Source organism: Roseibium sp. R5, from assembly GCF_055755305.1.
In genome coordinates this window covers 3,442,449-3,454,413 of record NZ_CM146910.1, presented here as the reverse complement: position 1 = coordinate 3,454,413, position 11,965 = coordinate 3,442,449, and the positions used below count along the sequence as shown (strand labels likewise).

Below are 11,965 nucleotides of genomic sequence, written 5' to 3'. Positions count from 1 at the left end.
GGCCGTAAACTGTGATGTATCCCGGTTCAATGAGACGCTGGAATGTGGGTTCCGCTTCCGACCGGTCGAATCTCGGCAGCCATACGTCCCTTCGGTCCGGTCCCGAAGCGCACAAGCACCTCTTGGCCTGGTCGAAGTTCGGTAATGCCATACCGGCGAAGCGTCTCCATATGGATGAAGATGTCTTCGGTCCCCTCACCTTGTGTCAGGAAGCCAAAGCCCTTCACACGGTTGAACCACTTGACGGTCGCGGTCTCGAAACCGGTCTCCGGGACCACCTGTACGTGGGTCCGCGAAGGCGGCAATTGAGACGGGTGAACGGCCGTACTCTCATCCATGGAAAGAATACGAAACGCCTGAAGACCGCGCGGCCGGTCCAAAACCTCGCATACGACACGTGCGCCTTCGTAAGCGGTCTGGAAGCCGTCCCGCCTGAGGCATGTCACGTGAAGCAGAATGTCTGTCTCGCCACTGTCCGGCACGATAAAGCCGTAGCCCTTACCGACGTCGAACCATTTAATCGTTCCGGCAACCTCGAATACATCAACGGCAACATCTTCCGTCAGGTCTTCGAGTGCGCGGGGATCCCGTGCGGCTTTAACCCCCATAATCAAATGTCCCGTCTCTGGTGCACATCTACCAGCTATGGGCCCGATAACCACGCACCCGACAGCTGATTCCTAACAAAAGGATAACACCGCACATTTCGCCGGAAAGAAAAATTAACAGACTAACCACAGACGATTTCAGCGATTTACGCCGATTTCATAGGGAAATTTGCGAAAGTCGCCGCGAGTGGCGTCCGCAAGATAGCTTTCGCAATCGAATCGATCGGCGTTTCCTCTCGGTTGAGAATCACCAGATCTGCACCGCTGCGGGCTGCGATAACGGGCAATTGCGCAGCCGGGTGCACCACCAGGGAAGACCCGAGCACGAGAAACACATCACAGGACTGGCATGCGTCCACCGCCCGTTCCATTTCCTTTTCCGGCATGGCCTGACCGAAACTGATGACCGCTGCTTTCAAAAGCCCACCACACGCCGTGCAGCGCGGACTGGTTCCAGCCTCGACTGCGATTTTTTGATCATCCAGGGCGGCCTCACGGCCACATTCCAGACAAGTGGCAAAGGTGGAGTTGCCGTGCAACTCGATCAGTTTGCCCGCTGAAACTCCCGATCGCTGATGCAGTCCGTCGACATTCTGCGTGATCAAGGTGGACAACTGTCCTTTTGAAAAAAGACTGCTCAGTGCACGATGCGCTGCATTCGGCTTTGCGTCCGAGAAAAACGACTGCATTTCGAACCGACGGTCCCAGTCTTCAAGACGGCTCTCTTCAAAACCCAGAAAATCCTGATATTGAACAGGAGCACGTTGAGACCAAATACCACCGGGTGACCGGAAATCCGGGATACCGGAATCAGTTGAGATACCCGCGCCTGTTAAAGCCACAATCGATCCCGTGGGCATTTCGGCGAGAGACGACACAAATTCCTGCGCTTCGGCCAGTTCGGTGATGATCTTCATGAGCCGGTCCGTTGCTCCATCAAATTTAAAACGCTGCTAAAGAGGGTAAGACATGCGTTATTTGCACACCATGGTTCGTGTTTCCAATTTGGAAGAATCGCTCGATTTTTACTGCAACAAAATGGGCATGACCGAAACCCGCCGCTATGAAAGCGAACAGGGCCGGTTCACTCTCGTGTTCTTGGCAAGCTCTGACGACGTTGACAGCGCGAAGGAAAACGCCCGTCCGGTTCTGGAACTTACCTATAACTGGGACCCAGAAGAATACACTGGCGGGCGCAACTTCGGTCACCTCGCGTATGAAGTCGACAACATCTATGAGTTCTGTGAAGCCTTGCAGAGCAAAGGTGTGACCATCAATCGCCCGCCACGCGATGGCCGCATGGCTTTTGTTCGCTCCCCGGACAACATCTCTTTCGAGCTTCTGCAAAAAGGTCAGGCCCTTGAAATCAAGGAACCCTGGGCGTCTATGGGCAACACCGGCGAGTGGTGATCCGGCTAAAGGTATCCCCGCCGAGCTCAGACAAATGATTTCCAGCTGATCGCCGGTTTTCAACAAGCACAGGCCCGAGTTTCCGGGCCTGTGAAATTTTCTCCAAAAGGCACTTGCGGGCCAATCATTTCCCGCCTATAAGCCTCCCCACGACGCAACCGCGTCGACCGCGCGCCCATCGTCTAGCGGTCTAGGACGCCGCCCTTTCACGGCGGAAACACGGGTTCGAGTCCCGTTGGGCGTGCCATTTCTTTCCCAACAATTTCAATACGACCGGATCAGCGTTTTCCAAGCGCAGACTTAATCGTGGCCAATTTGCTTGGCACCGTTTATAATCGTGGCCGATTTGGGGCATACGAAATTGGCGGAATTGCTGGACTCATTTCATTGTCTGACAGCAAAATGTCTTTTCCGGCCTCTTGTGACACACATTACAATCTAAAAGCGCCTCTGCAGGTATTATGAGTTCAGAAACGAACAAATATCTGAACAAGATCGGACCAACCGACCGGCGACACCAGATCGATGAAAGGACATGGAGATGTTCAAACACTTGATCGCCGTGCTTGTAATTGCATTGGCAGGCACTTCACCTGCGTTGGCGAAACGCGTTGCGCTTGTAATCGGCAATGGCGCCTATGAACATACAGTCGCACTGCCAAACCCGGCCAATGATGCCGAAGTAATGGCCGGAAAACTCCGCGGCCTCGGTTTCGACGTTGTTTCCGGCATGGACCAGACCTATTCGGACATGCGCCGGACGGTTATGGAGTTCGCAAAGAAGGCCTACGGGGCAGACATTGCGATCCTCTTTTATGCAGGCCACGGCATGCAGATCGCCGGCCAAAACCTTCTAATCCCGGTTGACGCCAGAATAGAAGACGAGACATCGATCGATTTTGAGACAATCTCGGTTGACTTCATCATGCGCCAGATGTCGAAAGACGTGAAAGTACAGATGGTCTTCCTTGACGCCTGCCGTGACAACCCGCTGGCCCGCACCCTGGCCCGCCGCATGGGGCCGAGCCGGTCTGGCAGTGTCGGCACTGGTCTTGCCGAGATCAAAGTCCAGGAGACCGGTGGTGAAGGCTCTGTAATTGCATTTTCAACCAGCCCGGGCGATGTAGCTCTCGATGGTGAAGGCAGCAACTCGCCGTTTACATCCGCTTTGATCCGCCACATCGACACCCCGAACGCGTCCATCCAAACTGTAATGACGCGGGTCACTGGCGATGTTTATGATGCAACTGAAAAGCGTCAGCGCCCGTGGGTGAACGCCTCCTTGATTGGAGAGGTATTCCTGAACAAACAAGCTGATGTTGGTTCTCAGCAAGTTGCGAGCCTTGGTGACACCGCCAAATCAGTGCCGCAGGCGACTGCTCCGGCAGCCTCTGCCGCAGCAACCCAATCCACGATAGCCTGGGAGCGGGAAAAGCTGGTTTGGAACACCGTGAAAGAGAGCGACACAATCGCCGATTATGAAGCTTATCTTTCTGCCTATCCGGAAGGAACCTTCAAGAACTTCGCACGGAACGCCATCAAGCGCCTTCAGTCTGGAACGCAGGTTGCGTCCCGGAACTCGACAGCAACTGACAACGCAACAGAGACTGGTGTGGCTACAACTGCGACCAATCTCCCAGACCCGCAAAAATCTGTTGCAGGCACTGCAGATACCGAAGCGTCTATCGGCTGGAACCGCACGGCACGCCGTGAAGTCCAGACACGGCTGAACCTCTCCGGCAACAATGTCGGCCGTCCGGATGGCGCGTTTGGGCCAAAAACCCGCGCTGGTATCACTGCCTGGCAGACCCAGAACGGTTTGGTCCCGAGTGGCTACTTCACGGCCGCGCAATACGTGCTGCTGACGTCTCAGACCGAGGCTCAATACGCAGCCTATGTGGCCGAAGTGAACCGCAAGCGGGCAGCAGCTGCTGCCGCCAAGAAAACCCGCAGCAGCACAAACCGGACCAACACAGCAACCAACCGTAATCAGAACACGCGCCAGCAAAACAATAACAACAACGGTGGCAACACCGCAGGCGCAGCGTTCATGGGCGGCGTTGTTGGCGGCATCATAGGTGGAGCGATCGGCAGCAGGTACTGACCTTTCGCGGCGGACCTATGGCTCGCCGCCAAGTGCGATACAAGAAATGAAAGGCCGGTCCCAGACCGGCCTTTTTGCTGGGGCCGGCGGCTCCCGCATCCGGAGGATGCATTGGCACCACTGAAACACAATACACCGAAAAGACTGAGTTCGCCGCTGTCTCAAGCGCTGGGTACGCATTGATTTTGTTGAGAGGCCTTTGCAGCACCGGACCGGCAAAACCTCAATTTCCGGCTGACGGATAGAAACAAAGATGGCCGATCCAAAGGAAAACATCGACTCTTGAAATTCTAGCTGGAAAACTTGACCAAGTTGGCGGGTTGTTTGCTTTCATTACCGGTCAAACTCGCGCTTACATCGCTCTCTATGAACACCGCAGGATCATCGACAGTGAAAACGTGAGTGTCGTGGCTGAGGCCGCGCAATCTGCCGCTCCAGATGTTTTTGACCGGATATACGTCTTGCAGATTGCTGGCGACCGGGTCGCTGAACGCCAGCCGAACGTTTCTGTCCTTCGCAACGCTCTCGATCCGGCTGGCCGTGTTGACGGTGGTGCCCATAACGGTAAAGGAGCGCCGGTGTTCTCCGCCAATGTCTCCGACAAGCACAGGACCGGCATTCAATGCAATGCGGAGATCAAGGCTGCCCTGGCCTGTCTCTTTTCGGATCTCATCCAGCAAGGCAATGATCTCACGAGAGGCGTCGACAGCCGCTTGTTCGGGGTTTTCGACCGTATTCGGTGCATTCCAGACAGCCATGATCGCATCGCCGATATATTTGTCGATGTAACCACCATGCTTGGTAATGACCTGCCCGATCATATCAAAACAGGTGTTGACCACCCGGACCACCTCGTGATCGGGCAGTTTTTCCGACATTTTTGTAAAGCCAACGATGTCGAGAAACGCCACAACCACGTGACGCGTTTCCCCCCCAAGGGCTGGAAGTTCCTCGGAATCAGCCATTTGCCTGATCACGTCCTCGGACAGATAGTGACCGAACAGGTTGACCAAGGATCGTTGACGCCGTTGCAAAACACCGACCTTACCAATCGCGGCCACAATCATGGACGCCATCACAGCCACAGGAGCAACACCCGGTGCAATCAGATAGCCCGATTGCAAACCAATAAGACTGATGCCGAACGCAACCGATATGCTACCAACGGCGACCACAGGCAAAATCGACAGGGGAAGAAGCAGGCCCGCCGCAGTTCCGGCGACCGCAAAGACAAAGGCCAGCAGTGCCAGAGTGCCAACTGGCGGATCTAGGGCAATGCGGCCTGACAAAGCCGCTCCGACCATGTCGGCCAAAACAAAAACACCGGCAGTCGCATGCCGGCCCCCAGGACGGCCACTCTCACCCGTTTCAGCAATCTCGGCGGACATTTGGCGCAAAAACCGGTCAGAATATAGATGTTCGTCCTCATTTGGCATGGTGCTGCCGAACAGGATCACCCGCCCTTCAGAAAACGCCTTGATTTCCTCCCGGCCCGCTTTTGTTTCGGTCAGCGCCAGCAAATCAATCAAGGACAGGTAAGGTATTGATGACGCAAGCCGATGTTCCGGGATCATCGTGTAACTTGTCGAGATGGAGGCGTCCGCGCTCGCCAACAAGGCATCAATCAACAAGGGAGAGTCGATGAGCGGAAGCTCTGGCGTGTGCCGGCGGACGACGCCATCCGTATCGGGGGTAACTTCGGCAAAGCGGACGCCGGACGTGCCGGCGGCGGCGGAAATAGCACGGTGGGGCACACCTGTGCTTGTACGCGACACAAAGACCCTACCGCGGTTCTGATAAAGAAACCTGAGGAACGGCCGGTCAAAGCCGCGCAGGCGCTCCTCGCCGGTATTGGGGTCAGCAAAAGAATCGGCGCTAAAGGCAAATACGAAATCATAGCCGACGCCTGCCGCACCAGCGTCCAGAACTGCCTGCCCTGCCGTTGCCAATACAGGGCTCATGAAAACACGAGGAACAGTCGCCAGCCGGTCGGAATTCAAAGACACTTGATCGAGCCCGACAACGGCCACCGGTGCGCGCTGGCTTTTCTCTTTCTGAGATAACACAGACTTGGCCTGAAAAAGCCGATCGACAAACCAGCCTTCCCAAATGGCGTTTTGGGCGCCAAGACCAAGAACCGTTCCGGCAGCAAGTGCCAGAAACGCGATTACAGCAGTCAGCCGTTTGCGGCCAAGTAAATGGACTGAAAACGGACGCCCCGCTGTCATTTTACAACTACGACAGCCGTCTTCCGTCCAACAGTCGCCGGATCGATCGTGAACTCCCGCATGACAACTTCACCGTCGGCCGTGCTGCTCTGCAAGAAGAGCTGCACGTCGATTTTGTCAGTCTCCTCATCGCGGATCGGCATATCGGTCAAGACATTCTCACCAAGTTCGAACCGCTTCGGTTCACCGCCTTCAAATGACACGAACACACTGTCGTATTCGGTCTTCAGCTGGTCGTCGAAACGGAGCATCAGCGAGGCTGCTGTTTTATTGGCCGCCTTGATGCTGCGAAGTGTGACGGTCAAGCCCTTGTCGGCAGTGTCCGGGTCCGTTCCGCTGTCTGCCTGCAGGCAATTGCCGGCACGCAGTTCTTTCTCTTCTCCCCCATCGACTTCGTATCCGGTGGACGTGAAGACCACACGGCCAGCGGTTATCCGCACCTCACGGCACGCGCTGTAGTCGAGGAGGTCAATGTGTCCGGAATTGCCAAGTTCGACAACATCTCCGGCTGAGAGTTCGCTGAATGCTGGAAAAGCGACAGCCTTTGACTTGTCCAAAACGAGGGCCAAGGGCTCGGCAAAACCAGCGCCGGCACTTGCCACAATACCGGCCGCGGCCAAACCAGCAGCCATGGATTTCGGATAGAGTGAGAAGATACCAAACGCGGTCTTCATGACGGTCTCCTGAAAAATCACGCACAATACGGCGCAGGATCGCAGCCGTTTGTTTGAATGGATTATAGCACCGGACGGCGCCAGACATGTGGTCTTGGTCACAAAAACACCGGACCGGCTGCAACATCAGGAAATTACTTGGTAAAATTGCGACGGGATTTCTGTCTTTTCGCGGCAGCTACCCGCTCAATGTCAATTTTGAACCGTAATCGACTCATTTTATGGTCTTGTCAGTCCAACAAATCGCGCACGCTTCGGAGGCACCATGGCGGTCCAATTGAACATAAGAAACTTGAACGCCGAGGATATCCAGACCGCAATCGACTGGGCCGCGAACGAAGGTTGGAACCCGGGTCATGAAGATGGCTTGGCGTTTTTGGAGGCAGATCGTTCCGGTTTTTTCGCTGGCGAAATCGATGGGGAACTTGTCACAGTCATCTCCGGTGTTCGTTACGGTGATGGTTTCGGCTTCATCGGCCTGTTCATCACGCACCCGGATCACCGCTCCAAGGGACATGGGCAATTGGTCTGGGATCACGCGATGACCTATCTTGATGGTCGAACCATCGGTCTGGATGCGGTGAAAGAACAGACGCCGCGCTACGCAAAGCATGGGTTCAAACCGGTCTACCGCAACGTGCGCTACGCGGGCATTTCCATGTGCGACACCCCCATGGATTCCCGGCTCACACCACTTGGCCAGGGCCTGTTTCCGTCCGTTCGTGACTACGACCGGAAGTTTTTCCCGGATGAGAGAACAGACTTCCTGAAACTTTGGACCGCCCCCACGGCCCAAACCCGACGAGGTTTTGCCTTTGTCGAAAACGGCGAATTTCAAGGCTATGGAGTGCTGCGTCAATGTCTGGAAGGGTTCAAGATCGGGCCTCTGTTCGCAGACACTCCAGAGATTGCAGACACCTTGTTCCGCGCCCTCGCCGGTCAAGTGAAAGGCCAGACCATCATTCTGGACATCCCGGAACCGAATGCGGCTGCCCTCTTGCTCGCCGAGAAATACGAGCTGTCACCGGAATTCGAAACGTTCCGAATGTACAAAGGCCCTGCTCCCGACCTGCCGCTCGATCAGAAGTTTGGCATCACCACTTTTGAACTTGGATAAATCTTATTTGCGCGCCGTATCATAGGCGAGCATGGCGCCCGCAAGGTCTTCCAATGCCGCTCCCACCGATTTGAAGAAAGTCACCGCATCATCAGACTGTCGTCCTGGATGGGTACCTCGGCATAAGTCGTAAAGGTCGGCCTTGATGTCCTCCGGTGTAATCACACCGGCCTGTAGGGGCTGGACTACGTCACCGCCTTCGACAAGGCAGCCATCTCTTGTATCGACAAAAAGGTCCGCGCGTTGGACCAGGTCGTCGTCGCTTTCCCGCATGGACGGCTTGAACGCGCCCACCAAATCGACATGAGCGCCCGGTTTAACGAGGGCGCCCTTGATCAGCGGTTCGTTGGAAAGTGTCGCAGCGCTAATGATATCCGCCTTGCCGAGAACATCCTCCAGATGACCGGCAACGGTCACAGAAACCGGATAGGTCGCGCCAACATGGCGCGCAAGTTCAGCGGCCTTTTCCTTCGAACGGCCCCAGATTGTCACCTGCTTGATCGGCCGAGCAGCCATATGCGCGGCCACGAGATTTGGGGCAAGACGACCTGTGCCGACAATCAGCAAATGACTTGCGTCTTCCCGCGCAAGATATTTGGCTGCGAGCGCAGATGCAGCCGCCGTCCGCCGGGCAGTCAATTCGCCCCCGTCAATGAGAGCCAGCATTTCGCCGGTCTTGGCGGAAGACAGAAGATACTGCGCCGCCACTGCCGGCAATCCCCGCGCAGAGTTCCCCGGCATGACGTTGACCACCTTTACCCCGGCGTATTCACCTGGCACCCACGCCGGCATCAAGAGCATGGTCGCGTCCGGTTCTCCTGACATTTCCATGTCGTGGTGGTGACGGGTCGGCATCACACATCCAGAACGGAAAATCTCTTCCAGAGCGTCGATCAGAGCAGGAAATGGCAGTGCGTGACGGGTTTGGTCTTCAGAAAGGAGCAGCATAGGCAACCGGAATCAGGGGGATTGGAAACAGAAACTGCGCTCAGGAAATCATATTTGCGGCGGCAGTCCAACCACCACTTGACTGAAGTCAGCAGCCAGTTGGTCCGCGTTTCACGAAAGATCGAAGATCAGCATGATATAGGCTGCGAACAAGGCAAGATGGACAGCGCCTTGCAGGTAGTTCGTCGTGCGGCTGCCGAAGGTCAAAAGGCTCACAAACAGGGTCAGCACCAACATGATGATCTCGGTCGTTTCCAGGCCAAGTTCAACCCGCAAGCCGGTCCACCATCCGACAATCAAGACAGCGGGCACAGTCAAACCAATCGTTGCCACCGCAGACCCAAGGCAAATGTTGACTGCACGCTGAAGCATGTTGTCCCGCGCGGCCTGCACCGCACTCATTCCCTCCGGCATCAAAACAAGTGCAGCGACAATGAAACCGCTGAAAGCAATCGGCGCGCCGACAGCGGCAATTCCGAAATCAACGTAAAGTGCCAAACTCTTTGACAGGAGTATGATCGGCAATAGCGCGCCGAAAAGCCCAATCACATGAAACGGAACGGTCCGGACAACCACACCATGATGTTCATCGTCACCGGCACTGTCCGGTTGGCGGAAGATGTCGCTGTGAGTCACGGTCTGTATGGCCAGGAAAACACCATAGAGAATTACTGACATCACGATTTCAAAGCCGACTTGAAGCGGCGACAGTTCACCACCTGGAGCGGAATGCGTGATGCGCGGCAACACCAGTGCAAATATTGCGAGCGGCACAAGGACCGACAAAAACGCGTTCGCACCTTGAAGATTATAGGTCTGGTTGCGGTGCTTTAGGCCGCCCAGCAACAGACAAAGCCCAACCAAACCGTTCAGAACGATCATCACGACTGAGAACATTGTATCCCGCGCCATGGTCGGAACCGCATCGCCGGACAGCATAATCGCAACGATCAGAGCCACTTCAATGCCGATCACAGCCAGTGTCAGGATCAAGGTCCCGTATGGTTCGCCGAACAGTGTCGCCAAGCCTTCGGCATGGCGCACAACGGAGAAGGCGCACCACATGACAACGATAAAGATCAGCGCGAGCAGAATCAGGCTGCCAAACGTGCCAACTGCCGCTGGTTTCAGACCATCGCCAAGCAGCTTGAAGGCGGCAAAGGCAAGGAACCCGACGAGGCTCGGAAGTTCTGATCGTAATATGGACATCCCGCCGCCCTAGCCCGAAGAATCAATCAAATATTGCGCCCACTATAAGCGGCGCTACTGGTCGGACAACCGAACAAAAAAAGGCCGGCGCAAACGCCGACCCTTGATCATCCAGTATTCTGGCAGCTTTAGATCGCGAGATACTCCTGGCGAAGCTCCGCATTGTCGAGCACCTCTTGCGCGGTGCCGTCAAAAACAACCTCACCCATGTCGAGGATCACCGCCCTGTCCGCCAAATGGAGCGCTGCGATGGCGTTCTGCTCAACGATGATGGTTGTCATGCCGAGATCCTTCACGCCTTCCAGGATACGCTCGATTTCCTGGACGATAACCGGCGCCAAGCCTTCGTAGGGCTCATCCAGCAACAGGAGCTTGATGTCCCGTGCCAGGATACGGGCAACCGCAAGCATTTGCTGCTCACCACCGGACATGGTGGTGCCTTCCTGGTTGCGCCGTTCTGCGAGCCGCGGAAAATGCTCATAGATCCGCTCGATCGACCAGCCCTTGGGCTCTGCAATCTGGGACAGCTCCAGGTTCTCCTGAACCGTGAGGCCGGGAATGATACAGCGGTCCTCTGGCACCAGACCGACCCCGTTTTGAGCGGCCTGAAAGCTCTTCATTTCATGCAGAGGCTTGTGGTCCAGCCAAATTTCCCCATGCGTGAGCGCGGGGTCGTCCATGCGGGCGATCGTCCTCAAGGTAGAGGTCTTACCCGCACCGTTCCGGCCAAGAAGTGCAAGGATCTCGCCTTCGCGTACGTCGAAGCTTACGCCCTGCACGATGTAACTCTCGCCGTAGTATCCGTGAAGGTCCCAGGCAGAAAAGAAGGCCGGAGCACCACCGAGGGCTTTCTTTGGCGGAACCGCCGGCGCTGTCTTGCCGGCGAATTGGTCTTCAAGAATGGTCACAGGTGCGCTCCTCCGAGATAGGCTTCCTGAACTTTCGGATCTCCCTTGATGTCTTCTGGCTTGCCTTCGGCGATGATCGCCCCTTGCGCCAGAACGGAAACCTTTTCGGCCAGCGAGAATACAACGTGCATGTCGTGCTCGATGACCACCTTGGTAATGCCGCGGTCACCGATGCGTTTCAAAAGATCGATCGTGTTGTTGGTATCTGCCCGGGACATGCCAGCTGTCGGCTCGTCCAGAAGCAAGAGTTTCGGATCCTGTGACAAGCACATCGCAAGCTCCAGCCGGCGTTTGTCACCACGCGATAAGGAGCTCGCTGTGATGTCGCCCTTTTCGGCGAGACCGACGTCTTCCAGCATATGCATGGCCTTGTCCCGGATCTCTGCATCCTGATCCACCCGCGCAAACGCATGGAGTGCAAACTCCCCGTCCCGCTTGGCAAGTGCCGGGATCATGATGTTTTCCATCAGGGTCAGATCGCCGAAAATTTCCGGCGTCTGGAAAACGCGCGACACACCCACCTGGTTGATCTCGTGCGGTTTCATGCCGGTTAGAGAAATGTCCCCGAACATCACGGTTCCGGTATCTGGAGCCAGACGCCCGATCATGCAGTTGAGGAAGGTCGACTTACCGGCTCCGTTCGGACCGATGATCGCATGGACGGTGCCTTCTTCCACACTGAAGTTAACGTTGTTGAGAGCCCGAAGTCCGCCAAACGACTTGTTTACGCCCTCGACTTTGAGGATTTCCATATCAAAT

The 11,965-nt window shown here is 55.9% G+C and carries 11 protein-coding genes and 1 tRNA gene; 4 read left to right on the top strand and 8 right to left on the bottom strand.

Going from position 1 to position 11,965, the window contains the following annotated elements; genetic code table 11:
• Positions 1–26 precede the first annotated feature (26 nt).
• Together AC0J4F_RS16225 and AC0J4F_RS16220 are read right to left on the bottom strand one after the other, a co-directional pair.
• The gene (locus tag AC0J4F_RS16225) at positions 27–608 is read right to left on the bottom strand and encodes a cold-shock protein (RefSeq protein ID WP_008195514.1); all 582 of its coding nucleotides are present in this window, start codon (positions 606–608) and stop codon (positions 27–29) included.
• A gap of 146 nt (positions 609–754) precedes the next feature.
• A complete protein-coding gene (locus AC0J4F_RS16220; protein ID WP_473024038.1) occupies positions 755–1,525 on the bottom strand; it encodes an SIR2 family NAD-dependent protein deacylase in 771 nt (256 codons plus the stop codon).
• A 52-nt stretch (positions 1,526–1,577) separates the two neighbouring features.
• Here AC0J4F_RS16220 and AC0J4F_RS16215 point away from each other — a divergent pair, with 52 nt between their 5' ends.
• The 3 genes from AC0J4F_RS16215 (at position 1,578) to AC0J4F_RS16205 (ending at position 4,122) form a co-directional block, all read left to right on the top strand.
• Complete coding sequence (locus AC0J4F_RS16215) at positions 1,578–2,018, top strand: VOC family protein (RefSeq protein ID WP_209175233.1); 441 nt, start codon at positions 1,578–1,580, stop codon at positions 2,016–2,018.
• A gap of 171 nt (positions 2,019–2,189) precedes the next feature.
• Positions 2,190–2,265, top strand: a tRNA-Glu gene (locus AC0J4F_RS16210).
• Positions 2,266–2,559: 294 nt separating this feature from the next.
• The gene (locus AC0J4F_RS16205; RefSeq protein WP_473024037.1) at positions 2,560–4,122 is read left to right on the top strand and encodes a caspase family protein; all 1,563 of its coding nucleotides are present in this window, start codon (positions 2,560–2,562) and stop codon (positions 4,120–4,122) included.
• Positions 4,123–4,412: 290 nt separating this feature from the next.
• Here the strand turns inward: AC0J4F_RS16205 and AC0J4F_RS16200 are convergent, their stop codons facing one another.
• Both AC0J4F_RS16200 and AC0J4F_RS16195 read right to left on the bottom strand, forming a co-directional pair.
• Positions 4,413–6,350, bottom strand: a complete 1,938-nt coding sequence (locus AC0J4F_RS16200; RefSeq protein WP_473024036.1) for an adenylate/guanylate cyclase domain-containing protein — start codon at positions 6,348–6,350, stop codon at positions 4,413–4,415.
• Entirely contained in the window at positions 6,347–7,024 is a 678-nt protein-coding gene (locus AC0J4F_RS16195; protein ID WP_473024035.1) for a hypothetical protein, read from the bottom strand. Before AC0J4F_RS16195 ends, AC0J4F_RS16200 begins: the two co-directional genes overlap by 4 nt.
• A 265-nt stretch (positions 7,025–7,289) precedes the next feature.
• Here AC0J4F_RS16195 and AC0J4F_RS16190 point away from each other — a divergent pair, with 265 nt between their 5' ends.
• Positions 7,290–8,141 (top strand): GNAT family N-acetyltransferase, encoded by an 852-nt coding sequence (locus AC0J4F_RS16190; RefSeq protein ID WP_473024034.1) that lies wholly within the window; start codon positions 7,290–7,292, stop codon positions 8,139–8,141.
• A gap of 3 nt (positions 8,142–8,144) precedes the next feature.
• Here AC0J4F_RS16190 and lhpI read toward each other — a convergent pair whose 3' ends face one another.
• The 4 genes from lhpI to AC0J4F_RS16170 all read right to left on the bottom strand — a co-directional run bounded on the left by lhpI (position 8,145) and on the right by AC0J4F_RS16170 (position 11,958).
• Complete coding sequence (lhpI, locus tag AC0J4F_RS16185; RefSeq protein WP_133947129.1) at positions 8,145–9,089, bottom strand: bifunctional Delta(1)-pyrroline-2-carboxylate/Delta(1)-piperideine-2-carboxylate reductase; 945 nt, start codon at positions 9,087–9,089, stop codon at positions 8,145–8,147.
• A 111-nt stretch (positions 9,090–9,200) separates the two neighbouring features.
• Positions 9,201–10,298, bottom strand: coding sequence for a calcium:cation antiporter (locus AC0J4F_RS16180; protein ID WP_473024033.1), 1,098 nt, complete (start codon positions 10,296–10,298; stop codon positions 9,201–9,203).
• A gap of 128 nt (positions 10,299–10,426) precedes the next feature.
• A complete protein-coding gene (locus AC0J4F_RS16175; RefSeq protein WP_473024032.1) occupies positions 10,427–11,206 on the bottom strand; it encodes an ABC transporter ATP-binding protein in 780 nt (259 codons plus the stop codon).
• Complete coding sequence (locus AC0J4F_RS16170) at positions 11,203–11,958, bottom strand: ABC transporter ATP-binding protein (RefSeq protein ID WP_133947126.1); 756 nt, start codon at positions 11,956–11,958, stop codon at positions 11,203–11,205. The genes AC0J4F_RS16175 and AC0J4F_RS16170 overlap by 4 nt, the downstream gene beginning before the upstream one ends.
• Positions 11,959–11,965 lie beyond the last annotated feature (7 nt).

What these genes read in the sequence shown, in the direction of transcription:
- AC0J4F_RS16225 (WP_008195514.1), bottom strand. Translation starts at nt 608, where the DNA reads ATGGGGGTTAAAGCCGCACGGGATCCCCGCGCACTCGAAGACCTGACG.
- AC0J4F_RS16220 (WP_473024038.1), bottom strand. Translation starts at nt 1,525, where the DNA reads ATGAAGATCATCACCGAACTGGCCGAAGCGCAGGAATTTGTGTCGTCT.
- AC0J4F_RS16215 (WP_209175233.1), top strand. Translation starts at nt 1,578, where the DNA reads ATGCGTTATTTGCACACCATGGTTCGTGTTTCCAATTTGGAAGAATCG.
- AC0J4F_RS16205 (WP_473024037.1), top strand. Translation starts at nt 2,560, where the DNA reads ATGTTCAAACACTTGATCGCCGTGCTTGTAATTGCATTGGCAGGCACT.
- AC0J4F_RS16200 (WP_473024036.1), bottom strand. Translation starts at nt 6,350, where the DNA reads ATGACAGCGGGGCGTCCGTTTTCAGTCCATTTACTTGGCCGCAAACGG.
- AC0J4F_RS16195 (WP_473024035.1), bottom strand. Translation starts at nt 7,024, where the DNA reads ATGAAGACCGCGTTTGGTATCTTCTCACTCTATCCGAAATCCATGGCT.
- AC0J4F_RS16190 (WP_473024034.1), top strand. Translation starts at nt 7,290, where the DNA reads ATGGCGGTCCAATTGAACATAAGAAACTTGAACGCCGAGGATATCCAG.
- lhpI (WP_133947129.1), bottom strand. Translation starts at nt 9,089, where the DNA reads ATGCTGCTCCTTTCTGAAGACCAAACCCGTCACGCACTGCCATTTCCT.
- AC0J4F_RS16180 (WP_473024033.1), bottom strand. Translation starts at nt 10,298, where the DNA reads ATGTCCATATTACGATCAGAACTTCCGAGCCTCGTCGGGTTCCTTGCC.
- AC0J4F_RS16170 (WP_133947126.1), bottom strand. Translation starts at nt 11,958, where the DNA reads ATGGAAATCCTCAAAGTCGAGGGCGTAAACAAGTCGTTTGGCGGACTT.